This window comes from Aeromonas sp. NJAU223 (genome assembly GCF_051125555.1).
GTDB lineage: Bacteria > Pseudomonadota > Gammaproteobacteria > Enterobacterales > Aeromonadaceae > Aeromonas > Aeromonas veronii_G.
Map to the genome: position 1 here is coordinate 808177 of NZ_CP144204.1, position 24481 is coordinate 832657.

Genomic DNA, 24481 nt, shown 5'->3' on the forward strand with positions numbered 1-24481 from the left:
TGAGATCTCAGGGCTGAGGTCGATTACTCGGCCTGGGCAGCCTGGATACCGGTCAGGGCGATGGTGTAGACGATGTCGTCCACCAGGGCGCCACGGGACAGGTCGTTGACCGGCTTGCGCATGCCTTGCAGCATGGGGCCGATGGAGACCAGGTCTGCGGAACGCTGTACCGCCTTGTAGGTGGTGTTGCCGGTGTTCAGGTCCGGGAACACGAACACGGTGGCCTTGCCGGCTACCGGCGAGTTCGGAGCCTTGGACTTGGCCACGTTCTCCATGATGGCCGCATCGTACTGCAGCGGGCCGTCGATGATGAGGTCGGGACGCTTGGCCTTGGCCAGCTCGGTCGCCTCGCGCACCTTCTCCACGTCCGCACCGGCGCCAGAGGTCCCGGTGGAGTAGGAGATCATGGCCACGCGCGGCTCGATGCCGAAGGCGGCAGCGGAGTCGGCGGACTGGATGGCGATCTCGGCCAGCTGTTCGGCGCTCGGGTCCGGGTTGATGGCGCAGTCGCCATACACCAGTACCTGATCCGGCAGCAGCATGAAGAAGATGGAGGAGATGAGGGACGAACCCGGGGCAGTCTTGATGATCTGCATCGGCGGACGAATGGTGTTGGCGGTGGTGTGCACGGCACCGGACACCAGACCGTCGACCTCGTTGCGCTCCAGCATCATGGTGCCCAGCACCACGTTGTCTTCCAGCTGCTCGCGGGCGACCACTTCGGTCATGCCCTTGTTCTTGCGCAGCTCGACCAGACGGGCAACGTAACGCTCGCGTACTTCAACCGGATCGATGATCTCGACGCGATCAGTCAGCACCACGCCCTGTTGTTCGGCGACGCGACGGATCTCTTCCGGGTTGCCCAGCAGCACCGGACGGGCGATGCCACGCTCGGCACAGATGGCGGCAGCCTTGATGGTCCGCGGCTCTTCCCCTTCCGGTAGCACGACGCGCTTGTTGGCCTGACGGGCCAGCTCGGTCAGCTGATAACGGAAGGCGGGCGGGCTCAGACGACGGGAACGGGTGGACTTGGCAGTCAGGGACTCGATCCAGTGCTTGTCGATGTGGCCGGCCACGTAATCCTGCACCAGCTCGATACGCTCGCGGTCATCTTCCGGAATATCGACGTTGAAGTTCTGCAGGCTGACGGCAGTCTGCCAGGTGTTGGTGCCGGTGATCATGATCGGCAGGCCGGTGGCCATGGCCTGTTGGCACAGGGCGATGACCTGCGGCTCCGGGTGGTAGTTGCCGGTCAGCAGCAAGGCACCCAGCTTGACGCCGTTCATGGCGGACAGGCAGGCGGAGACGATGACGTCGGAGCGATCGCCGGAGGTGACCAGCAGGCTGCCCGGACGGAAGTGCTCGATCATGTTGTGGATGGAGCGGGCACAGAAGGTCACGGTCTGCAGGCGGCGGCTGTCCAGCTCACCCTTGTGCAGGATCTTGGCGGCCAGGTGCTTGGCGAGATCCTTGGCACGGGGGGCGATCAGCTGGGTGTTCCAGGGGATGCAGCCCAGGATGCGCAGGGGGCTTTTGCCAAAGACTTGCAGCACTTCCAGGTTGTGGCCGGTATCGGCGCCGTGGTGATGGGCTTCGAACATCTCGGTCAGGTCGGGGCGGGTCACGCCATGTTCGTCAACCGGTGCACCCACCTTGTTGATGACACAGCCCACGATACGGGGGTTGCTGACGCCACCGAAGTTGGAGCAGGCCAGCTCAATGCGCTCTTTGAGCTTCTGGCTGGAATCGTTGCCCGGGTGGGTCACGAACACCATGTCCGCGTCCAGCGCCTTGGCGACGTCGTAGTTCAGCTTGTTGGCGAACGGCTGCTTGTCGGTCGGCACCAGGCCTTCGATCACCACCACTTCGGCACCGCTACTCTTCACGTGCTCTTCGAAGCGCGCGACGATCTCTTCCAGCAGGATGTCGGTGTTGCTGGAGGTGATCATGTTCTCGGCGTAGGAGAGGGTGAACGGCTCGGGCGGGTTGATGTTGGCAGCGGCGCGGATCACGGCTGTGGAGCGCTCGGCACCGGTTTCACCCGGACGAGGCTGGGCCACCGGTTTGAAGAAGCTGACATTGACACCGTGACGTTCCATGGCGCGAACGACGCCAAGGCTCACGGAAGTTACGCCGACACCAGTGCCGACCGGGATGAGCATAATAGTGCGTGCCACTTATTACCCCTTGTTCATTTTTGGGATCAGGAAAAGGCCGCCCTGGGGCGGCCTTGCTCTACAGCTAAATTATGCGCCGACCAGTTCCAGCGCATCGTGGGCGATGACCCACTCTTCGTTGGTCGGGATGACCAGGGCCTTGGTGGAACCAGCCTTGGTGATCTCGCCACCCTTGCCGAAACGAGCCTTCAGGTTGGCGTCGTGGTCGACGTCAAAGCCCAGCAGGCCCAGCTTGTTCAGGGTGATCTCACGGATCGGGGCGGAGTTCTCGCCGATGCCGCCGGTGAAGACGACGGCGTCCAGACGACCGTCCATGGCAGCGGCGTAAGCGCCGATGTACTTGGCCAGGCGGTAGCAGTAAACGTCCATGGCGCGCTTGGCTTCTTCCTTGCTGTCGTAGTTGTCTTCAACGAAGCGGCAGTCGGAAGTGACTTCGGTCAGACCCTGCAGGCCGGATTCCTTGGTCAGCATGGTGTTGATCTCGGCCACGCTCATGCCCAGCTTGTCGTGCAGGAAGAAGATGATGGCCGGATCCAGATCACCGGAACGGGTACCCATCACCAGGCCTTCCAGCGGGGTCAGACCCATGGAGGTGTCGACGGACTGGCCGTTCTTGATGGCGCAGACGGAACCGCCGTTGCCCAGGTGGCAGTTGATGATGTTCAGCTCGGAGACCGGCTTGTTCAGCTGCTTGGCGGCTTCCAGGCTGATGTAGTAGTGGCTGGTGCCGTGGGCGCCGTAGCGACGGATGCCGTTCTCTTTGTAGAGCTTGTACGGCAGGGCATACAGGAAGGCTTCTTCCGGCATGGTCTGGTGGAAGGCGGTGTCGAATACGGCAACGTTCTTCTCGGCCAGTTCCGGGAACACCTTCAGCGCGGCGCGGATGCCAATCAGGTGAGCCGGGTTGTGCAGCGGCGCGTAGGGAATGGCGGCTTCGATGCCGGCGATCACGTCGTCGGTGATGCGAACGGAAGAGGTGAATTGCTCACCGCCGTGAACCACGCGGTGGCCGATGGCGATCAGGTTCTTGGACAGTTCCGGATTGAGCGGCAGGATCTTGTGAACGATGTAGTCCAGCGCTTCCTGGTGAGCGGCACCGGCACCCAGATCGGCATTGCCTTTCTCGCCGTTCAGCTTCCATTTGATGCGGGCGTCGTCGAGGTTGAAGCACTCGGCCAGGCCGGACAGCAGGTCATCACCGGTGGTTGCGTCAATGACAGCAAACTTCAGGGACGAGCTGCCACAGTTAAGAACAAGAACCAGCTTACTCATGAATAAATCCTATCGCAGATTGGGTTGGGTTGGAGGATGCGCCGGACGCGGTGCGTCCAAAAACTTTCAACTTATCCTTATGAGGGTTGGCAATCTGTTGCTTGCCCCTTGTATAGTGATACAAGACCCGAGATCCAGACGTCCCTGACAGGCCAGTAAATCGTATACTGGCGTAAAAATTGGGCGTACAAAGGATAACCTGATTGTTGAAAAATAACAAAGTATCCTCAACCTTTGTTATTGGCCCTCAAAAAATGTCGAGGTTTTGCCGTTAATGCGTTCAAAAAGAGCTCGGAGGTAGCATGAGCATGAACATTTTTGGAACTAAATTACAGCAAGGCCGTCATTATATGACTCTTTGGCCGCGCCGTCCCGAGCTTAATTCCCTATTTCCGGAGAACAGGGTGATCAAGGCGACCGAGTTCGCCCTCAAGATCATTCCGGCTCTCGCCGTGCTCAGCGTCATGGTGCAATTCCAGTTCGGCGAGCAGCACTACTGGCCCTCTGTCATGGCGTCCGTGTTCTTCCTGCTGAGTTTGCCCCTGCAGGGGTATTACTGGCTTGGCCAGCGTGCCGACACCCGGCTGCCTCCTTCCCTCGCCAGCTGGTATCGGGAAATCAACGGCAAGATGAACGAACAGGGTGGGCGGCGTCAGCTGGTGGCGCAGCCGCGCTACGAGGAGCTGGCCGACACATTGAGCGCCGCCTTCAAGCAGTTGGACAAGTCTTTCCTCTATGAGTGAGGAAACCAGCCTGCTTCATTAACATCGATGCACAGTCAAAAGGCGCTATGGGCGCCTTTTTCATGGCCGTTTTCAGGCCGCCAGCACCTTGCTGATCTCCTGAATGGAGAGCTTGTACTGACGGGGACATTGGCGCCAGGCCGCCAGCATGCGTTGATATTTGTTGCGCATGGCGATGTTGCTGGAGAGCTCGTCGCAGGGGCAGGGCAGTTCGGGGAAGCGTTTGTCCACTTCCAGCAGGAAGCAGACATAGTCCGCCAGCTCCCGCTCCTGGCTGCGGCTATAACCGTTGAAGGTCAACCGACTGACCTTGATCTCGCTCTGGGTCACCGGATCCAGATTGCCCCAGGAGATGGCCAGGGCGTGATGCATCTCCAGGGTGTCGAGTACCTCCTGGCAGGTGGCCAGATCCAGATGGCTGAAGTCTTTCTCCAGTTCGAGGATCTGCAGGCAGTAACCCCGCTCAATGATGGTGCTGGCCCGCAGATAAAACGCGGCCTTTTCCGGATTGAGTTTGGCCAGGATCTCGTACTGATTGCTCAGGATCAGGCGTTCGGTATGGCTCATGTTCATGGGCTGTCTCGCTGGAAAATGAATCTGACACCACGTTAACCCATATTCAGGATGAATTTTTTGATCTGGCAGGGGAGGTCGGCGAGAAAAACGGGGTTGAAGGAGGCGGCGACCTGACGGGGTTGGTTAATTAATTGTCGCCACCACGGCTTGCATTTTGGACCGGCTCGGCAAGAATGGAAGCGTCATTTGGCCCATGCCAGATGATCCACCACCAAGGCACCTCACTTGGGTGCAGACTCTCAAAAAGATCCCTCCGCGGCCCTGGGCTTGCAGGCGGGACGGGGCAGCCAGCTGCTCGCCCTCGTCTCTCAGACAGACGAGCCTTGAAAGATAAAGTGCATCGATAAAAGAGGGCCTGCATATGCAGGCCCTCTTTCTATCATTTTGTCCGATATGGGGTCACGCTTTCGACTAGCTTTTCACCCGTTCGAGCACCACCTGATGGTGATCGCTGGTCTTGAACTTGTCGAAGCGATGGCTGACCTTGCCCTCTTCATCGATGAGGAAGCTCAGGCGGTGGATGCCGTCATACTCCCTGCCCATGAATTTCTTCGGGCCCCAGACGCCAAAGGCGTCGGCGACGGCGTGATCCTCATCCGCCAGCAGGCGGAAGTTCAGGTTGTCGCGCTCCTCGAACTTCTTGAGACGCTTGGCCGGATCCGGGCTGATGCCGAGCACGACCACATTGAGGGCGGCCAGCTCGGCGTTGACGTCTCGCAGGCCGCAGGCCTGGGTGGTGCAACCCGGGGTCATCGCCTTGGGGTAGAAATAGATGAGGACTTTCTTGCCGCGCAGGGAAGAGAGGGTAACCGGGTTGCCGTCCTGATCGGGCAGGGAAAAATCGGGGGCCAGGGTGCCAGCTTGCAAGGGTTGCATGGGATCTCCTAAGTGCCGTCAGGCGTATTTGTGGTTGACGAGAAATTCGAAGGACTCGGCGCCCAGCTCACGACAGAAGTCGGCGAAGGCCGTCTTGGAGCCGGCCTCTTCTCCCAGCTTGGCCAGATTCAGCTGAAAGCTCGCCTTGAGCAGGTTGAACGGCTGCTGTTCCAGGGTAACAGTCTGCATGGCCTGGATGTCCCAGCCGTGGTCGCTGAAGAACTGGGTGCACTGGCTGACGATGCCGGGCTGATCCCGGATCAGGACATCGGCGCTGGCGCTGATGTCGTATTGCAGTGAGTGGTGGCGCTCGGTGCGCTTCATCATGGTGATGAGATCCCACTCCTGGCTGCGCAGTGGCAGGCTGATTTCGAGTTGCATCAGGCTGTTCCAGTCACCGGACAGCAGCATGATGAAGGTAAATTCGTTACCGAAAATGCCAAGACGGCTGTCGACAATGTTGCAACCGCAGCCACTGACGTGGCGGGTCACTTCATTGACGATGCCAGGCCTGTCCGTGCCGATGGCCGTTACGACCAGGTAATGAGTCATAAATCGTCTCTCGTCCATTATTGCGAATGCGATGACAGGGAGCCCTGTGAATGGGTATGGTCGTCAAATCCCTCGCCATGCCCGACTCTTCTGCATCATTTTTAGGCCGGATGGTAACACGGCTTGTCCCTTGCCTCCCTTGTTTTTAAAAAGGGGCAGCTTTACCATAACGCCCCTGAAAATCGGGAGAAAAATCCATGTTACGCGGTAGTATTGTTGCGCTCGTTACCCCCATGCAGGCCTCGGGTGAGATCGACTGGTCCAGTCTGGCGGCGCTGGTCGATTATCATGTGAGCGCCGGTACCACGGCCATTGTCGCGGTGGGCACCACGGGGGAGTCGGTTACCCTGAGCGAAGCGGAACATATCGCAGTGGTGGAGAGAACCGTCGAGTTCGCGGCGGGCCGCATCCCCGTCATCGCTGGTTGCGGCTCCAACAACACGGCCCACGCCATCGCCCTCTCCCGACGCTTCGCCAACAGTGGCGTGGTAGCGGGTCTCTCGGTAACCCCCTATTACAACAAACCCACCCAGGAAGGTCTCTATCGTCACTATTGTGCGATCGCGGAGGCTAGTGGTCTGCCCCAAATTCTCTATAATGTGCCCGGTCGCACCTGCTGCGACCTCAAACCGGAGACGGTGGCCAGGCTGGCCAAGGTACCCGGGATCATCGGTCTGAAAGAGGCCACGGGTGATCTGACGCGGACCCCGCTGCTGCGTGAACTGTGCGGGCCGGATTTTGCGCTTTATAGTGGCGATGATGCCAGTGGATGTGATTTTATGCTGCAAGGGGGCGATGGAGTCATCTCCGTCACTACCAATATTGCAGCGGCCCAGATGGCCGACATGTGTCGTGCTGCGCTGACCGGTGATGCCGGACGGGCGCATGACATCAACAATCGATTGATGCCGTTGCATCAGACTCTGTTCTGCGAACCGAGTCCCATCCCGGTGAAGTGGGCCTGTGTCCAGCTGGGATTGATGGCGACGGCCACCTTGCGCCTGCCGCTGACCGACCTCACCCCCGAGGGCGAACAGGCGATGGCGCGAGCACTGACGACTGCGGAGTTGATGGCGAGTGTTTAAAGCAAATGGAAAGGGAAATGCAGCGCGTCTGGTGCTGAGTGTGGCGACCGTTGCCGTGTTGGCAGCCTGTAGCTCACCCCAGGATCGCAAGATGGCCAACCGTGGCTTCGAGTATGAAGAGAGCCGCCTCGAAGGGCGTGCCTTCCTCGTGCCGGCCGGATTGAGTGCCCCCGCTTTTAACAGCAATTTCGACATCCCGGCCCTGCCCGAGAGCAGCCGTGAGGGTGCCATCGGTGCCAAGGTCGATGTGCGCCCACCCGCCCAGCTGCTGACCGTGGTGCCCGGCAGCCAGGTCGTGACCACCGCCAACCCCGGCGAGCCCACCCTGGCCTTCTATGCCCTCAGCACCAGCCAGAGCGTGGAGCGCGATACCTGGGCCTTCCTGATGAACTTCCTGGCCCAGCACAAGGTGACCACGGAGAAACTGGATCAGCAGGACGGCGTGCTGCAGACCGGCTGGTTTGACAACACCGCCGCCCTCGATGGCTGGGGCGAGGATGATGACGACTTCAACATCCGCCAGCGTTACCAGTTCACCCTGCGCAACGACAACCAGCGCCATGCCGTCAACATGTCGGTACGGGTGCTGGATCATGAAGAGACCATCGACGGCGAGACCAGCACCACGCTGACCCCGGCCGATGCCCAGCGTTACGCGACCCGGGTCCTGAACCAGTTCTCCCTCTATTACGACAAGCAGCTCAAGGCCCGCGAACAGCACAAGAGCAACGATGGCATGGGCATGGAGCTGGGTCTGGACAACAACGATCTCAGTGCCTGGATCGTGGATGCCTCCTTCGAGCAGGTATGGCGTCGCCTGAATCAGGTGCTGCCGGGCTACGGTTTCACCATCAAGGATACCCAGCAGTCACTTGGCTGGATCGACGTCGAGTACGACGAGCCGGGCAGCGAGTTCTGGCAGGCCAAGGGCGCCGAACCCTTCAAGCTGGATGAGGACAAGTACCGCTTCCAGCTCGGCGAGATGGCGGGGGGCAAGACCTCCATCACCCTGTTCGACAAGGACAAGAAACCGGTGGCATCCGGGGTCATCTCCCAGATGTACATCAGCCTGTCCGAGGCGTTCGCCAAGGGCCAGGCCGATCAGGCTGCCGCAACAGCAGAATGAAAACAGGGGCCTCGTGCCCCTGTTTTGTTATATGGATCCCGCGAGTTGAAGAGGGGGCTGACGCCCCCGTGTTATTAGGACCACAACAGGAAGTGTTAGCAACCATGAGTCTTGCAGATCAAGTATTGGCAGTGAACGACGATTTGCCGATCCGTACCGATAAACCCGTCCATTCCGGCAAAGTGCGCAGCGTCTACTGGTTGACCCAGGCAGACAGCGCCCGCCTCATCCGGGAGAAAGGCTATGATGTGCCGGCCGATGCCCCCCTCGCCATCATGGTGATCAGCGACCGCATCTCCGCCTTCGACTGCATCTGGCAGGGAGTGAACGGATTGAACGGTGTGCCGGGCAAGGGCGCGGCCCTCAATGCCATCTCCAGCCACTGGTTCAAGTTGTTCAAGGAAAAGGGACTGGCGGACAGCCACATCCTGGATATCCCCCATCCCTTCGTCTGGATAGTGCAAAAAGCCCGCCCCGTGATGATCGAGGCCATCGCCCGCCAATACATCACCGGCTCCATGTGGCGTGCCTACCAGGAGGGTGAGCGGGACTTCTGCGGCATCCGTCTGCCAGAAGGGCTGAAGAAGGATCAGAAGCTGCCACAGATCCTCATCACTCCCTCCACCAAGGGCATTCTCAAGGGACTGGACGGGGTGCCGGAAGCCGATGACGTCAACGTCTCCCGCGCCGATCTCGAACGCCACTCCCAGGCCTTCGGTTTCCGTTCACCGGCGGATATCGACCGCTACGAGGCGCTGCTCAAGGAAGGCTTTGGTGTGATCAGCGAAGCGCTGGCCGAGCGGGATCAGGTCTTCGTCGATACCAAGTTCGAGTTTGGCTACGTCCAGGATGCCGCGGGCAACGAGAAGCTCATCTACATGGATGAAGTGGGTACGCCCGACAGCTCCCGCATCTGGGATGGCGCCGCCCTGCGCGAAGGTCAGATCATCGAGAAGTCCAAGGAAGGGTTCCGCCAGTGGCTGCTCAACCACTTCCCGGATCCGGATATCTTGCTCAACAAGAACCGCATGCCGGAACGCTTCGCCCTGGCCCGGGACAACAAGTTGCCCACCGAGGTGATGATGGACATCTCCCATACCTATGTGGGGATCGCCGAGAAGGTCATCGGTCATAAGCTTGCACGCAGCGCCAATCCGAAGCAGGAGATTGTCGAGGTTCTGCGTGAGCAATACGGTCTGATCGACTAAGGTCGGTTTTCTTTAGCGCCGAAAAACAAACGTTTTCCAGCGTCAGGCAGTAGATCTCACCTTTGACACCTTGCACGGACGGGCCCCATCGCGGGGCCCGTTTTCATTGACTGGCAGCGAGGAGGTGTCAACCGTTGACCCTGAACACCTGACCGCTCTGCACTCCCAGCACCGACTTCTTGTAGGCCTGGGCCACCCGGGCGGCGGGCACGGGCACGAAGCCCGGGAAGAAGTCGGCGTACTTGTCCATGGACTCTTCCAGCACGGTGGGGCTGACCACGTTGATACGCAGCCCCCGCGGCAGCTCGCAGGCCGCCGCCTTCACGAAGTGCTCGATGGCGCCGTTGATGGTGCTGGCGCTGGCCCCCCAGTTGATGGGCTCCTCGCTCAGTATGCCGCTGATGAGGGTGATGGAGCCGCCGTCGTTGAGATGCGGGATGGCGGCGCGGGTCAGCCGGATCTGGCCCATCAGCTTGCTCTCGAGCCCTGTCTGCCACTGTTCGTCCGTCATCTCGGGGAAGGGGGCGAAGGCGACATTGCCATTCGCCACCACCAGGGCATCGAAGCGGCCGATGTCCTCAGCGATGCCCGCAAACAGGGCGGCGATGGAGGCGCTGTCCGTCATGTCGACACGGGCATCCCCCTGGTTGTGGCCGACCCGGATCACTTGATGATCCCGGGCGAGCAGTTCGCTGACGGCGGATCCGACGGTGCCGGAGGCACCCACGATTACGATTTTCATCTTGGTCACTCCTGTTTGGGATATTGATGATTCTAGTCGTCACAAACAGAAGAAAAAGCGCTTAATATCAACCCATTGTTGCCATATTGGAGCTAATGAATGGATGTCAGTCACCTGGCCAGCTTCTATGAGGTGGTCAAGCAGGGCAGCTTCTCCGCCGCCGCCGAATCGCTCGAGGTGAGCAAGGGCATGTTGAGCCGCCATGTCAGCGCATTGGAAGCCTCGCTCAATGCCCAGCTGTTGCAGCGCACCACCCGCCGGCTCAGCCTGACGGAGGCGGGCAAGAGCCTCTATCTGCAGGCAGGGCAGATCTTTGCCCTGGCCCGCCAGGCGGAGCAGGAGATCCAGGCCCTGACCGAGGAGGACAGCGGCCGGCTGCGTTTCACCTGCCCGGTGAGCACCGGGGATCGCATGGTGAGCGAGCTGCTCGCCCGCTTCGCCGAGCTCTGCCCCGGGGTGGAGGTGGAGCTCAACTTCACCAATGCCATGATCGACATGAGCGAGGGGGAGAACGACATCGCCCTGCGGGCCATGAGCCAGGTGCCTGACAACCTGGTGGCCCTGCCGCTCGGTCGCCTGCGGGATGTGGTGGTGGCGAGTCCGGCTTTGCTGGCGCGGGAAGGGGCACCGGCCAGCCCCTACGAGCTGGTGGGGCGCACCTGTCTGCGGCAGGGGGGCAACCCGGCCTGGGAGCAATGGTCGTTTCGCCGGGGCGGGGAGGAGGCCCAGATCCCGGTGCAGGGCAAGGTGCGAGCCAATCACTACAGCACCCTGTTGCAACTCGCCCGTTCAGGCATGGGGTTCGCCAAGTGCCCGCTGATGCTGGTGGAGGCCAGCCTGATCAGCGGAGAGCTGGTAGCGGTGCTGGACGAGTGGCAAACCGGGCTGCACCCGCTGCATGTGCTCCATGCCCAGCAGCGGCGGGTGCCGCGCAAGATCCGCCTGTTCAAGCAGGTGCTGGCCCAGTGGTTCGCCGAGCGGCCCCACTACCTGATCCGGTGAGGGGGGCGGATCGCCGTTATTTTTCTGTCATATCCGGCTGCTACCCTGCGCCATCATCGCGATCAAGAGAGACAGGGAATGAAGCGTCATCAGATTTGGGTTGGGATCATGCTGTTGTGCGGCGGGGCGGCGCAGGCCGAGGTCAGGGTCGAGGTGCCGGAGGATTTCCAGATCCTGGCGGTGAGCGCCGGCAAGGTGCTGGACGAGCAGCATGCGGTGCTGGCGGATGGCGCGCAGCAGGTGCTGTTGCGCTATGAGGGGGTGATCCCGAGTCGTACCAGCAGCGACAACGACAAGGTGATCCGCTCCGAGCCCCAGATAATCCGTTATGAGGCCAGCGGCCAGCGTCTGCAACTGCAGGCCAGGGTACCCAAGGACGAGGCGGGGATGGAGCACTACGCCAAGGCGCCCCTGGTCGCCCTGCAAGGGGGCGGCCAGCCCGTTGCACTGGTGCAGGACGCGCTGGTGGTCAACGGGGTGCAGATAGGCATGGACTGGAATGCCCGATTGGCGGAGTACAACCGGGGCGGGGGCAAGGCGGCACTGGTTGGCGCCGTTGCAACCACGGCCGCCATCGCGCCCACCCAGACCTCGGCGCAGGTATTGCCCGCCAGCGAGCTGGAGGGGCAGTTGCAGCAGCTCTTCCTGCAGGCGGATCCCGAACTTCGCAAGCGTTTCATCGGCTGGGCCGTTCCCCGCCTTTAAGTTTGCCCCCGGTTGCAGTAACGTGGGCGGCTCATCCGATCTGCCCGCTTTCGAGGTTTTTCATGTTCGAACTGCATCCCCGCCTGCTGGCGGATACCCAGTCCCTCGGGGATCTGCCCCTGTGCCGTGTCCTGCTCGCCAGGGACAGCCAGTACCCCTGGCTCATCCTGGTACCACGCATCGCCGACCTGCGGGAGATCCATCATCTGCCCGCGCCCCAGCAGCAACAGCTGATGCAGGAGTCCTGCGCCGTGGCCGCCCTGATGGAACAAGCGCTCCATCCGGACAAGATCAACGTGGCGGCGCTCGGCAACCTGGTGCCCCAGCTGCACCTGCACCATGTGGCCCGTTTCGGGACCGATCCCGCCTGGCCCGGCCCCATCTGGGGGGCCAGACCTGCTGTGCCATATAGTGCGCAAGATTTGCAGCGGGAGGCCGATAACTGGCGAGCCCGTCTGGCCACCCTGAGTGGTTTCGTCCCGCAGCTTGCCTGACAAACCGCTCAACTGAGAGGCGGCTCGCGATTTTGATATCGGGATCATCTGATGTACTAGGGCGATGGGTCGCCCTGTGCTGACATGAGCGATGAGACCGACGACCCATTTTTCGATTCAGCAGGAAGGTTCCATGATAGTGACAAGATCCGAGGATGACGCCGTATTGACCACAGAGGATGTGCTGCTGAGTCTGTGCAACTCGGTGACGAGCGTATTGAGTGCGGCGAGCCAGAGCCAGGTGCGCTTCTCCGGCATGGTGCAGCGGATCAGCAAGACCTGCCTCAAGCCGGACATCGGCTGCTTCGTGTTGTTCGACGGGGGCTTCTCCGGGCTGGTGGTGATCAACTTCTCGGCGGCGGCGGCCATGGAGCTCTATCAGAGTTACATGCTAAGCATGGGGCTATCGAAAGAAGATCTCGCTATTTCCCACACGGCTGACGAAGTCAGCAACGTCATGGGGGAGCTGATGAACCAGATCGTCGGCAGTTTCACCGGCAAGGTGGGCCGCGAGCTGCAGACCCACATCACCCAGAACCAGCCCAAGATGCTGGCCCTGAACAAGCAGGTGATGCTGAGTGTGGATACCAACCTCGACAACCCCGAGACCCGCCGCGTCACCTTCTTCACCGCCAGTAACAACATCTTCTATCTGGAGTTGGCGATGGACAAGACGGAGTTTATCCGGATCCACGATGGCGGGGTGCAGGAGGAAGTCGATCCAGATGAGCTGATCGCCCAGGCCAAGCTGGCGGCGGCCAAGCCTGCGCCTGCGCCGGCTGCGACCAGCAACGATCACGACGATCTGCTGAACTCCCTCGGTCTGTGAGGCGAGATGCCAACAAAAAGGCCACCCTGAGGTGGCCTTTTTCGTGGGCGCGGCATGCTCAGAAGTTGTAGAGCAGGCCCGTGCTGAAGCTGGTGGTCTTGTTGTCGTAGAAGTCGATATTGGAGTCGGCCTGGCTGTAGGAGGCGGTGATGACACCGCTGAGATCCTTCACCCCCAGCAGGCTGTGCCAGAAGAAGGTGCCGCTCAGTGCCATCTCATCCGCATCTGCCGTCTGGCCGAAGATGGGGTTGGCCTCGTCGTAGTCACGTTTGCCCAGATAGCCGTTGGTGACGAAAGACCACTGGGGACCACGCTTGGCGTAGGTCAGCTGCAGGCCGGTGTTCTTGAAGCTCTCGGCGCTGCCATCGAGCTTGGCCTGCTTGTAGAGGATGGCGGGTTCCAGCACGTGACCATCGCCGAGATGCCACTGGTAGGAGAGCTCCATGTCGTGGACCTTGCCGTTACGATTGAGCACGGGGGCATAACTGGTGCCGTTGCGCTGATCGTACTGCCGGCCGCTGTGTTCCTCGTCCAGCTCCACTTCACGGGTGGTGATGTTGCCATTGAAGTTGCTGCCCCAGATCTTGTCCCAGGCAAAACGCACCCCCTTTGACTTGGCATCGGTGGAGCTGCGATCCACCCCGATGGCGTAAGGATCGCTCCACAGCTCGACGGGCATGACGTTGAACACCACCGAACCTGCGACTATGCCCTTGTCCCCCATCTCCTGACGGATCCCGAGCTGCTGGGTGAAGTCGAAGCGTATGGCGTCCTGAATGAGGTTGCCGAGGAAGACCTGGGTGCGGGTGTCGGCGAAGGTGTAGCGGATGTCGGCGTTGATAAGGGGCGAGAACTCGCTCTCGCTGCCGGGAGTACCCAGGTTGTCGATGCGACTGTTGCTGTCTCCGCCTGCATAGAAATTGGATTCATGGCTGCTGACGGTGACGCCCCCCAGCAGGAAACCGGACCAGCCGGACTCCTTGGGGATGGCGCCCAGATCGGCGTGAGCGGCGTTGGCGACCAGCAGACTGAGGCTCAAAAGAGAGAGATTGCGCATCGATGAGGCTCCTGGATTAGGGTGATGACGGTGATAGCCAGATTTGGCCCGGTTTTCTGAACTGGAGCTGACTGGCATGAATCGGGCATGCTACCCCAATGAGAGTGTGACGTTAATCAATAATTTAAACTACGGCCGACAAGAGTTCGGTGCGCCGTGCTGGTATCCTGTTTGCGCAATAGCGGGGAGCAAATAACGCGATGAAGCAAATCAAATCCTGGGCGCAATATTATGTCGATCTGATGACCAAGCTGGGACTGGTCCGTTTCAGCATGTTGCTGGCGGCCTGCATCATAGTGCTGGCGGTATCCATCCAGATGGGGGTGACCCTGTTTCTGCGCGGGGCCGTGGATGTGGTCGACCTGGTGCGTTCGGTCTTCTTCGGCCTGCTGGTGACGCCCTGGGCCGTCTATTTTCTCTCCATCGTGGTGGATCAGCTGGAGGACTCCCGTCAGCGGCTGAGCCGCATGGTGGCGAAGTTGCAGGACATGCGCGAGCGGGATCTCGAGCTCAACAACCAGTTGCAGGAGAACATTCGCCGTCTCAACACCCAGATAGCCGAGACCCAGCGCGCCGAAACCTTGCGCCAGCAGGCGATCGAGGATCTGGAGAACGAGGTATTCCAGCGGGAGAAGGCCCAGCTGCATCTGGGGGAGCGTACCGCCCTGCTGCGTTCCTTCATCGACTGCTCACCGGACCTGGTCTATTACCGCAACGAGGAGGAGCAGTTCTCCGGTTGCAACCGCGCCATGGAGGAGCTGACCGGCCGGGTGGAGGCGGATCTCATCGGATTGACCCCGTTCGACGTCTACAAGCAGGACATCGCCAGCAAGGTGGTGGAGACCGACAAGCAGGTCTTCGCCCAGAATGAACCGCTCACCTATGAGCAGTGGCTGGAGTACCCGGATGGCCGCAAGGCTTACTTCGAGCTGCGCAAGGTGCCCTTCTTCGACAGGTTCGGTAAGCGGCTCGGCCTGCTCGGTTTCGGCCGGGACATCACCGAGCGCAAGCAGTATCAGGACAAGCTGGAGAAGGCGAGTCGGGACAAGACCACCTTCATCTCCACCATCAGCCACGAGCTGCGCACCCCCCTCAACGGCATAGTGGGCCTGAGTCGCATGCTGATGGACACGCCGCTGGACGCAAAACAGCACCAGCAGCTCAAGACCATCCACCTGAGCGCCGTGACGCTCGGCAACATCTTCAACGACATCATCGACTTGGATAAACTGGACCGTCGCCGGCTGGAAATTGCCCCCACCCGCATCGATCTGCCCGCCTTCCTCGACGAGCTGGAGACGCTGTCGCGCATCCAGGCGGAGCAGAAGGGGCTCTACCTGCATTTCGACCGGGATGGCGACATGCCGCAGTTCGTGATGGCCGACGGCACCCGCTTGCGCCAGGTGCTGTGGAACCTGGTGGGCAATGCGGTGAAGTTCACCGATGAGGGCGGCGTGACGGTGCGTTGCCTATCCCATGAGTCCGATACGCCCGGCAAGCTGGCGCTGCATTTCGAGGTGGAAGACACCGGGGTCGGCATCCCCCGCGCCCAGCAGGAGAAGATCTTCGCCATGTACTATCAGGTGCAGGGCAAGAAACACGCCACCGGCACCGGCATCGGCCTCGCGGTCTCCCGCCAGCTGGTGCAGGCCATGGGCGGCCAGCTCTATGTGGACAGCGATCCCGGCGAGGGGGCCTGCTTCACCGCCGAGCTGGAAGTGGAGTGCGTGGCGCCCCAGGCCATCGAACCGGAGCTGGAGCTGCCTTCCCTCGACATCCTGCTGGTGGAGGATGTGGAGCTGAACGTGACCGTGGCCTGCGCCCTGCTCAGCAAGCTGGGCCACGAGGTCAAGGTGGCGCGCGACGGCACCCAGGCCTTGGCCATGGCGAATCCGGATGATTTCGATCTGATCCTGCTTGATATCCAGTTGCCGGACATGACCGGTTTCGACGTGGCGGCCAAGCTGCTTGAGCGTTACGGCGACAGCCTGCCTCCCATGGTGGCGCTCACCGCCAATGCGACCGGCGATCGCGAGTACTATCGGGAGCGCGGCATGCAGGATGTGATCAACAAGCCGCTCGGATCCAAGGCGGTGCGGGAGGTCATCGGCCACCTGTTCGCCGATCTGGCCGACGATGAGGCGCACGAGCAGGAGGCGGCGGGCAATCAGGATGCCCTGCTGGATCTTGCCTTCCTCACCGATTACGCCAGTACGGTGGGCAAGCCGGTGCTGCTCTCCAGCGTGGATCTGTTCGAGAAGATGATGCCCGACTACATGGCGGTGCTCGACTCGAACATGACGGCCCGGGATCAGGCCGGTGTGGTGGAGGAGGCGCACAAGATCAAGGGGGCGGCCGGTTCCATCGGCCTGCGCCGCCTGCAACAGACCGCCCAGCTCATCCAGAGCCCGGATCATCCCGCCTGGTGGGAGAACGTGGAGGACTGGATTGAGACGTTAAGGCGGGAATACCCGGGGGATATCTCCCGGCTGCGCCATTGGCTGCTCTCCTGACCCCTGCATCACAGTTTGAGGAACCTTCCATGTATCAGCGCCTGATCCCCTCACTGCGTATCCACAACTGGGGGGAGGAGCCCCTGCTGGAGGCGACCGAACAGGATCGCGCCCGCATCGTGCAGGCTGCCCCCGTGCGCCGTTTGCAGCAGAAGACCCAGGTCTTCCCGCTGGACGTGAAGGCCTCGGTGCGCAGCCGCCTGACCCATTCGCTGGAAGTGCAGGAGACCGGTCGCCAGATCAGCCGCCGCATCCTGGCCAGGCTGCCCGCCGATGCGGTGTGCGAGGGTGCCTTCATCAACCTGGTGGAGATGTCCTGCCTGCTGCACGATGTGGGCAACCCCCCCTTCGGCCACTTTGGCGAGCAGGTGATGAGCCAGTGGCTGGCCCAGGAGCTGGACGCGCTGTTTGCCTGTGCCCACGACCAACTGCCGAGTCCCCAGTGGGCCGAGTTGCGCCAGGACTTGCTGGTGTTCGACGGCAACGCCCAGAGTCTGCGGCTGGTGCACAGCCTGCACGAGCTGAACCTGACCCTGGGCCAGCTGGCGGCCCTGTGCAAATACCCGCAGCAGCCCGCGCCCGGGCAGCACCTTGGCCAGCATCATGGCTGGACCAGCAAGCGCGGCATTTTCTTCAGCGAGCAGCCTCTCTACCAGTCCCTGAGCCAGCAGCTCGGGTTGGCACCGGGTTGCCGTCATCCGCTGGTCTACATCATGGAGGCGGCGGACGACATCTCCTACTGCATCGCGGATCTCGAGGATGCGGTGGACAGGCGGATCCTCGGCCTCGGGGAGCTGCAGCAGGCCCTGCGCCTGGCCGACGGGGGAGAGTACATGACCAGCCTGCTGGCCGAGGCCATGGCATCGACCAGGGGCTTCTTCCCCCATTTCCGTCAGCAGCTGACCCGGGATCTGGTGGATCTGGCGGCCAAGACCTATGTCACCGAGCACGAGGCCATGCTGAAGGGGGCTTATCCCCAGGCGTTGCTGCATGGTCAGGCGCCGGCGGCACGGGTGCTGGACGTGCTCAAGCAAGTCGCGAGGGAGCAGGTCTTCATGCGCCCGGAAGTGGAGGCCCTCGAGCTGGAAGGTTACGCCGCCCTGCGCGGGGTGCTCTCCACCTACGCCTGCCTGCTGGCATTGCCGGCCGCCCAGTTCGAGCGGTTGCTGGCGGGCAAGGGGGGCAGCGAGCTGTTCTTCGCCCGCAGGCTGTTCCATCGTCTGTCGGCCCGCCACCTCAAGGCGTACCGGCTGGCGGTCGCCGCGGCGGATCCCCGCTTCGTGTCGAGGGCAGAACAGGAGTGGTACTACAGGGTGCGGCTGCTGCTCGACTACGTCAGCGGCATGACGGATACCTATGCCCTCGAGGAGTTCCGGCTGCTGTCCGGGATCTGATGTTCGGTGCCATGCCCCCCATATGGGTGGGGCGGATATTGCACGAAATTCGGTGTTTTTCTAGACTGTGGCAACTTGTTCAACTTTCACACGGTAAGGAGACGACTATGCAACATTCAATGCTAAACGTTGCGTTCGACCGCTGCATCGGCAGCGCGATGACTCGTGCTCTTTATTTACCGCGTGGAGTGAACAGGTAACACCTGTCTTTTCATCACCCGCGGTTATCCCGCAGGGTGATGTCCTCTCTCCGGGAGAACCGCATGTTCAACTGGAGAATGTTATGTCTATCGAACTCGTACTGCTGCGCACCGTCGAATCCCTGGTCCAGAAGCGGATCACCCGGCTGGAACGTCGCGTCAGTTATCTGCACCTCTCACCCGCCCTGCTCAAAGATATCGGCCTGGAAGGGATGGATGTACAGGTTGCCCATGTGCGTGAGCGGGAGTTTCAAACCGGCTTCCGTCTCGGGAACCGAATAACCTGATGGCAGGGGGCCTGGCCCCCTTCATGCAGAAAAATGGCAGGCCTTGGCCTGCCTTTTTTCATGTCATCTGACAATGTTACAAATTTATTAGTCACACATTGCGCTAAAGCCTTTATTATCTCCACCCGGTTTGTAAGGGGTTCAGTCATGCCATCTCGTTGTTATCGCTTCATTTTGCTGTGCTGGCTCATCTGCTGGAGCTGGGCGGCATCGGCCGTTCCCGCTTCTAACCAGGCGGAGTCTGCCCATGCCGAACAGCGCTGGCTGAAGAAGCATGACGAACTGGTGATCGGCATGGTCTCGGTGGACTGGCCCCCCTACGTCTATGCGGATGGTCGTGGCAGCTTTCACGGCCCCCTCGATGATTTCGCCGAACTGGTGGCCGGGCACATGGGCCTGCCCCTGCAATATCGGGGATACCCTGATTACGTTCGTGCCCAGCAGGGGCTGCAGGATGGGGAGGTCGATCTGCTGTTGGGAGTCACGCCCGTGCAGTCGTCCGAGGAGAGGGCCCTGATCTCTCTGGATATCATGGGGGTGCCGAGGGGCATATTGCTGATGCGCTCCCAGACAGGCTCCTCCCTGTCGGTGGCGAAGGCATGGCGCTGGGTGTGCATTCGTGGCTTCGGGGCGTGCGACGAACTGGCCAGGCTGGGGATGACCAGGGTCGAGCATGCCGACAACGCCGACGAGGCGGCCGTACTGGTGAAACGCGGGCTGGTGGATGCCTATCTGGCGGATCTGCCGACCCTGCTGCGGTTGCAGCATCAGCGTCAATACAACGAGTTGCTGGTGGTCACCCCGGCCTGGGTACCATCGACCCGGTTGACCATGACGCTCTCCGCACGGGAGAGCGGATTGCGGGTGCTGGCCCAACGGGTGCTGGGGAGCATCCCGGACAGTGAACGCTGGCGCCTGCTCGAGACCGGGGGAGGCATCGATTACAGCAAGCTGGGCGGACCGCATCAGACCCTGTTCAGTCAAGAAGAGCTGGACTGGCTGGCCCAGCACCCGACCCTGAAATATGGGGTTGCTCCCCATTGGCCGGCGGTGAGCGAAATCGATCCACATGGGAAACTCACCGGCTTTGTGGCCGATCTGCTGGCGCTGGTCGGGGAGCGTTCCGGCCTCCATTTTACCCTGGTGCCGACCCAGAACTGGGTGGAGACCATCGACCAGTTCAACAATCAACAACTGGATCTGATCCCCGCCATCACCCCCACCGATGAGCGTCGTGAGCTGATGCTGTTCACGCCGGAATACGCCTTCATTCATCGAGTAATAGCCGCCAGGCAGGGAACACCTGAAATCGAGGGACCGGATGCCCTGCGGGGCCACCGGGTGGGGATGGTGGCCGGTTCGGTGGAGAAGTTGCTGCTGGACAAGGTGGGGGCGAAGATTGTGACCACTTCCAGCGACAGCCTGCTGTTGTCCCTGCTGGACAGCGGTCAGGTGGATTATGTGCTGATGAATGTGACCACCCTGGAGCAGGCCCTGAAGCGGGGCTTCAACGATCGTTACCAGGTCGTCCTCTCCGGCAGCGACCTGCGGGTACCGGTTGCCATGGCGGTGCACAAGCAAGATCCCATGTTGCAGCAGATCCTGACCAAGGCGCTGCTGTCGGTCCGGCCGGACGAGCTGGCCAGGCTGGAACACAAGTGGATGTCCCTGACCATACAGACGGGGATAGATCCGGCGACCGTGCTGCTCTGGTCCTCCCTCGGCGCCGGCATCTTCCTGCTCTGCGTGCTGCTCTTCATCGGCTGGAATCGCACCCTGCGCCGCCAGATCTCCCAGCGCCAGCAAGCCGAGCGTCAGCTCAGCGAGCAGCTGACCTTCGTGCAGACCCTGCTCGATTCCCTGCCCAACATGGTGGTGCTCCGGGACAAGGAGCTGCGCATCACCCTGTGCAATCACGCCTATCGGGATACCTTCATCGGTGAGGGAGACGAGGAGCGTTTCCACCCGGCCAATCTGCCCCCCTCCGAACGGGAGCGGGTGTTGCGCGAAGAACGGGAGGTCTGGCGCAGCGGCGAGATGCTGGAGGGGGCGGGTTACAGCCGACGCCAGGATGGGTCCTCCTTCCATGTCATCTATGCAAAGCAGCCATATCGTTCAAGAAATGGCGACATGCTGGGTGTGCTGACTGTACTCACCGATGTCAGCAGCATAAAAGAGGCCGAGGAGCGCGCCCGTCAGGCAGAAGTGCGGCTCACCCAGATCACCGACAGCATGCCGGGCATCGTCTATCAGTACCTCTGGATCGGGCCAGGCAAGGGACGTTTCCTCTATGTCTCGCAAGGGGCGGGGGAAATTCTCGGCGTGAGCGACGAGCAGATGGTCGCGGTGGATTCGGGTGGCGAGCTGTTCGGCTTCACCGAAGCGGCGCTGCAGGAGTTTGTCGGCAAGGTCGCCTACCATGCGGAGCTGCTGGCTCCCCTCGACCTCGAGGTCAAGGTGGATCGGGAGGAAGGGGCACGCTACCTGCAGGTGCGTGGCAGCTTCCTGCGCCAGGAAGAGGGGATCATCCTCAACGGCGTCATCCATGACATCACGGCCCTCAAGCAGCAGGAGCTGGAGCTCAGGGAGGCCAGGGCCGTGGCGGAGCAGGCGATGCAGGCCCGTAGCCGCTTCCTCGCCACCATGAGCCACGAGCTGCGCACCCCCATCTCCGGCATGCACGGCATGCTGGAGCTGCTGCAGATGAGCCAGCTCGACGACGATCAGCGCTATCTGCTGCGCAACATTTCGACCTCGGCCAACAGTCTGCTCTATCTGGTCAACGACATCCTGGATTTCTCCAAGATGGAGGCGGGCCAGTTGCAGTTGCACTATCACGCCTGCCGCCTCACCTCGGTAGTCTGCGATGTCATCCGGGGTCACGCCACCCTGGCCTATGGCAAGGGGCTCAAGGTCACGCTGGCCTGGGGACCCGAGGTTCCGGATCAGGCCTGCATGGACGAGATCCGGGTCGGTCAGGTGCTCTCCAACCTGCTCAACAATGCGGTGAAGTTCACCGAGGCGGGGGCCATCGCCATCCGGGTGGGCTATCAGGACAACCGGTTGCAGTTCGTGGTTCAGGACTCCGGGATCGGCATCGCCGCCGACAAGCAGGAGCATCTCTTCACGCCCTTCAAACAGGTGGAGTCCGATATCACCCGCCGTTTCGGTGGCACCGGGCTCGGCCTTGCCATCTGTCATCAGCTGAGCCAGAAGATGGGCGGTGCGCTGGTGCTGGAAAGCGAGCTGGGGGTCGGTACCCGGGTCACCTTCAGCGTGCCCCTGCGTGAGTGCCAGTGGAACACGCCGCCTCTGGCCGATCAGGACTGGTGGTGGCTGGGAGAGGACAGGGGGGCACAGGAGGCGATGGCCCAGCTTGGCGCCAAGCTGCGGCCTTTGCCGGCGCAGGGGTGGCAGCACCTCTCGGGAGGACGCCTCATCGCGGAAGAACGTGCGCTGGAGCAGCGGCTCGGAAGCGACTGGCAGCAGCAGTTGCAGCTAAGCCCCCTCAAGGGGCTGGTACTCTCCACCAAGGAGGCCTTGCGCAGCCGGATGGAGAGCGATGACTGGTGGCGTCTGGGCCTCTCTCCCCTCTACCCGGATCTGCTGCTGGAAACCTGTCATCAACTCGCGGGCCAGGGCATTCCCCGGCCGGCCCAGTTGCAGCTGGACAAGCTGCAGGGGCGAGTACTGGTGGCCGATGACCATCCCGTCAACCGGGCCCTGCTGGCACGACAACTTGCCATACTGGGCATAGAGGCGGTCATGGTCGAGGACGGGGAGAAGGCGCTGCGGACCTGGCAGGGGCAGGGGTTCTCCCTGTTGCTGACCGATTGCCACATGCCGGTGATGGATGGCTACAGCCTGACCTGGGCCTTGCGCGCGGCGGGGGAGTCGTCCCCCATCATAGGGGTCACGGCCGATGCCTCGGAGACGGCCAGCGAGCAGATGCTGGCAGCGGGCATGGACGACATGTTGTTCAAACCCTATAACCTGGAGGCCCTGCGCCAGATGTTGCTGCGCTGGCTGCCGGCCGCGATGGCGACAAGCGACGAGGCTGAGGGTTCAGACCCGGCAGTGCAGGATGAGGAAGCACCGCTGTCCGCCTCACACTGGATAGCGCTGTTTGGTGATCTGGCGGTTGCCCGTGAGATGGCCCTGGAATATCTGGCCTCCAATCGCCAGGATGGGGAGGAGATGGCGCGAGCCTTGGCCCGTCAGGATACCCAGGGGCTGGTGGAGATTGCCCACCGGATCAAGGGGGCCGCCCGCATGGTCGGACTGTCGACCCTGGCGACGGAGGCGGCGCAGTTGGAGACGGTGGCTCGCTTGAAGCAGTTGGATAGGCTGGCACAATTGTGCCAGCGAGTAGAAACATTGATGAACGGGATCACAGGCGACATTGGATTATGGCTCGATGAACAATACCCAGCATGAGTTGACCATCCTGGTGGTGGAGGATCACAGCTTCCAGCGCAAGGCGCTGATGCATCAGGTGAGCACGCTCTGCCAGGGCAAGGTGCTGGAGGCCGGAGATGGGGAGGCGGCACTGGCGCTCTGTCAGCATCATCAGGTCGATATTTTGTTTTGCGATCTGCGCATGCCCGGCATGGATGGCATGGCGCTGCTGCGGCGGCTCTCCCTCGGGGGCTTTCGAGGGGGCATCATACTGTGCAGCGCCCTCGAGGATGATGTGGTCGATGCCGTGTTGCGCATGAGCGCCGCCTATGGCCTGCAGGTGCTTGGGCGTATCGGCAAACCCGCCACCCAGCAGCAGATCCGGCAGCTGATCGACAGCTGGCAACCCCGTCAGGAGCGCAACCGGGAAGAGGATCGCCACAGCCTGACCCTGGATGAGCTCAGCCAGGCGCTGGAGCAGGATCAACTGCTGCCCTGGTATCAGCCCAAGGTGAGTTTCGGCAGTGGCCAGTGGATCGGCATGGAGGCGCTGGCGCGCTGGCAGCATCCGGAATATGGTCTCATCTCGCCGGCTCACTTCATCCCGCTGGCGGAGCGGCACGGGCTCATCGATGCGCTGACCGAGGTCATCATCGGCAAGTCACTGCGGGATGGTCACCTGTGGGAGCGCACCGGACTCTCGCTGAACCTGTCGATGAACCTCTCCACCACCTCCCTCATCGAGGGGGATCTGTGCAATACCCTGCTCAATCACTGCCAGCGCTGGAGCATCAACCCCGAGCTCATCACCCTGGAGGTGACCGAGAGCGCCTTCGTCAAGGAGCTGGGCAAGTCCCTCGAGGTGCTGACCCGTCTGCGCATGCACGGCTTTGGCCTCTCCATCGATGACTTCGGAACGGGCTACTCCTCCATGCAGCAGTTGGCATTGCTGCCCTTCACCGAACTGAAGCTGGACCGATCTTTCGTCGATCGCTGCTATGAGGATCCCTCCCGGCTCGCTATCATCGAATCCAGTATCGAACTCGCCCGCAAGCTGGGACTCAAGTCGGTGGCGGAAGGGGTCGAGGATGAACCCACCTGGCAACTGCTCAGCCGGCTGGGATGCGATGTGTGTCAGGGCTTCTTCTCCGCCCGCCCCATGCCACGGGAAGAGCTGCTGGCGTGGCACCGCACCTGGCAGGAGCGCCTGCCGGCACTGATCACCATGTGAAGTCCGGGCTGGAT

General features: G+C 61.6%; 20 protein-coding genes. 13 read left to right on the forward strand and 7 right to left on the reverse strand.

Annotation, left to right across the window (positions count from 1 at the left end):
• Positions 1–23: 23 nt before the first annotated feature.
• Both pta and VZC39_RS03895 read right to left on the reverse strand, forming a co-directional pair.
• Entirely contained in the window at positions 24–2177 is a 2154-nt protein-coding gene (pta, locus tag VZC39_RS03890) for a phosphate acetyltransferase (protein ID WP_349921138.1), read from the reverse strand.
• 69 nt (positions 2178–2246) lie between these two features.
• Positions 2247–3449: an acetate kinase gene (locus VZC39_RS03895; protein ID WP_349921139.1), complete on the reverse strand. Its 1203-nt coding sequence runs from the start codon at positions 3447–3449 to the stop codon at positions 2247–2249.
• Between the two features lie 302 nt (positions 3450–3751).
• Between VZC39_RS03895 and yfbV the strand changes: the two genes are divergently transcribed.
• Positions 3752–4192 (forward strand): terminus macrodomain insulation protein YfbV, encoded by a 441-nt coding sequence (gene yfbV, locus VZC39_RS03900; protein ID WP_349921140.1) that lies wholly within the window; start codon positions 3752–3754, stop codon positions 4190–4192.
• Positions 4193–4264: 72 nt separating this feature from the next.
• Here the strand turns inward: yfbV and VZC39_RS03905 are convergent, their stop codons facing one another.
• The 3 genes from VZC39_RS03905 to VZC39_RS03915 form a co-directional block, all read right to left on the reverse strand.
• Positions 4265–4765 carry a YfbU family protein gene (locus tag VZC39_RS03905; protein WP_434665854.1) on the reverse strand — a complete coding sequence of 167 codons (501 nt, stop codon included), beginning with the start codon at positions 4763–4765 and terminating at the stop codon, positions 4265–4267.
• Between the two features lie 414 nt (positions 4766–5179).
• Positions 5180–5644 (reverse strand): thioredoxin-dependent thiol peroxidase, encoded by a 465-nt coding sequence (gene bcp, locus VZC39_RS03910; protein ID WP_349921142.1) that lies wholly within the window; start codon positions 5642–5644, stop codon positions 5180–5182.
• A gap of 18 nt (positions 5645–5662) precedes the next feature.
• Positions 5663–6196, reverse strand: a complete 534-nt coding sequence (locus tag VZC39_RS03915; RefSeq protein ID WP_434665856.1) for a glycine cleavage system protein R — start codon at positions 6194–6196, stop codon at positions 5663–5665.
• 197 nt (positions 6197–6393) lie between these two features.
• On the opposite strand from VZC39_RS03915, the gene dapA reads away from it, so the two are divergent.
• The 3 genes from dapA (at position 6394) to VZC39_RS03930 (ending at position 9615) form a co-directional block, all read left to right on the forward strand.
• The gene (gene dapA / locus VZC39_RS03920) at positions 6394–7281 is read left to right on the forward strand and encodes a 4-hydroxy-tetrahydrodipicolinate synthase (RefSeq protein ID WP_434665858.1); all 888 of its coding nucleotides are present in this window, start codon (positions 6394–6396) and stop codon (positions 7279–7281) included.
• Positions 7274–8407, forward strand: coding sequence for an outer membrane protein assembly factor BamC (gene bamC, locus VZC39_RS03925; protein ID WP_434665861.1), 1134 nt, complete (start codon positions 7274–7276; stop codon positions 8405–8407). Before dapA ends, bamC begins: the two co-directional genes overlap by 8 nt.
• Before the next feature lie 104 nt (positions 8408–8511).
• Positions 8512–9615 carry a phosphoribosylaminoimidazolesuccinocarboxamide synthase gene (locus VZC39_RS03930; protein ID WP_434665864.1) on the forward strand — a complete coding sequence of 368 codons (1104 nt, stop codon included), beginning with the start codon at positions 8512–8514 and terminating at the stop codon, positions 9613–9615.
• 127 nt (positions 9616–9742) lie between these two features.
• Here VZC39_RS03930 and VZC39_RS03935 read toward each other — a convergent pair whose 3' ends face one another.
• Positions 9743–10357, reverse strand: coding sequence for a short chain dehydrogenase (locus VZC39_RS03935; protein ID WP_434665867.1), 615 nt, complete (start codon positions 10355–10357; stop codon positions 9743–9745).
• A gap of 99 nt (positions 10358–10456) precedes the next feature.
• Here VZC39_RS03935 and VZC39_RS03940 point away from each other — a divergent pair, with 99 nt between their 5' ends.
• The 4 genes from VZC39_RS03940 to VZC39_RS03955 all read left to right on the forward strand — a co-directional run bounded on the left by VZC39_RS03940 (position 10457) and on the right by VZC39_RS03955 (position 13387).
• On the forward strand, positions 10457–11359 hold the full coding sequence (locus VZC39_RS03940) for a LysR family transcriptional regulator (RefSeq protein WP_434665870.1): 903 nt from the start codon (positions 10457–10459) through the stop codon (positions 11357–11359).
• Positions 11360–11437: 78 nt separating this feature from the next.
• Entirely contained in the window at positions 11438–12064 is a 627-nt protein-coding gene (locus VZC39_RS03945) for a DUF2057 domain-containing protein (RefSeq protein WP_434665873.1), read from the forward strand.
• 62 nt (positions 12065–12126) lie between these two features.
• Positions 12127–12558, forward strand: coding sequence for an HIT domain-containing protein (locus VZC39_RS03950; protein WP_349921150.1), 432 nt, complete (start codon positions 12127–12129; stop codon positions 12556–12558).
• A 133-nt stretch (positions 12559–12691) separates the two neighbouring features.
• Positions 12692–13387, forward strand: coding sequence for a DUF3334 family protein (locus VZC39_RS03955; RefSeq protein WP_349921151.1), 696 nt, complete (start codon positions 12692–12694; stop codon positions 13385–13387).
• Between the two features lie 58 nt (positions 13388–13445).
• On the opposite strand, the gene VZC39_RS03960 is transcribed toward VZC39_RS03955, so the two are convergent.
• Positions 13446–14444: a DUF2860 family protein gene (locus VZC39_RS03960; protein WP_434665878.1), complete on the reverse strand. Its 999-nt coding sequence runs from the start codon at positions 14442–14444 to the stop codon at positions 13446–13448.
• Positions 14445–14644: 200 nt separating this feature from the next.
• Between VZC39_RS03960 and arcB the strand changes: the two genes are divergently transcribed.
• From arcB to VZC39_RS03985, 5 genes are all read left to right on the forward strand, one after another.
• The gene (gene arcB / locus VZC39_RS03965; RefSeq protein WP_434665881.1) at positions 14645–16957 is read left to right on the forward strand and encodes an aerobic respiration two-component sensor histidine kinase ArcB; all 2313 of its coding nucleotides are present in this window, start codon (positions 14645–14647) and stop codon (positions 16955–16957) included.
• Between the two features lie 29 nt (positions 16958–16986).
• Positions 16987–18351, forward strand: coding sequence for a dGTPase (gene dgt, locus VZC39_RS03970; RefSeq protein ID WP_434665884.1), 1365 nt, complete (start codon positions 16987–16989; stop codon positions 18349–18351).
• A gap of 283 nt (positions 18352–18634) precedes the next feature.
• Positions 18635–18838, forward strand: coding sequence for a hypothetical protein (locus VZC39_RS03975; protein WP_349921155.1), 204 nt, complete (start codon positions 18635–18637; stop codon positions 18836–18838).
• 147 nt (positions 18839–18985) lie between these two features.
• Entirely contained in the window at positions 18986–23275 is a 4290-nt protein-coding gene (locus VZC39_RS03980; protein WP_434665888.1) for an ATP-binding protein, read from the forward strand.
• Positions 23256–24467, forward strand: a complete 1212-nt coding sequence (locus tag VZC39_RS03985; RefSeq protein ID WP_349921157.1) for an EAL domain-containing response regulator — start codon at positions 23256–23258, stop codon at positions 24465–24467. Before VZC39_RS03980 ends, VZC39_RS03985 begins: the two co-directional genes overlap by 20 nt.
• The last annotated feature ends 14 nt before the right edge of the window (positions 24468–24481 follow it).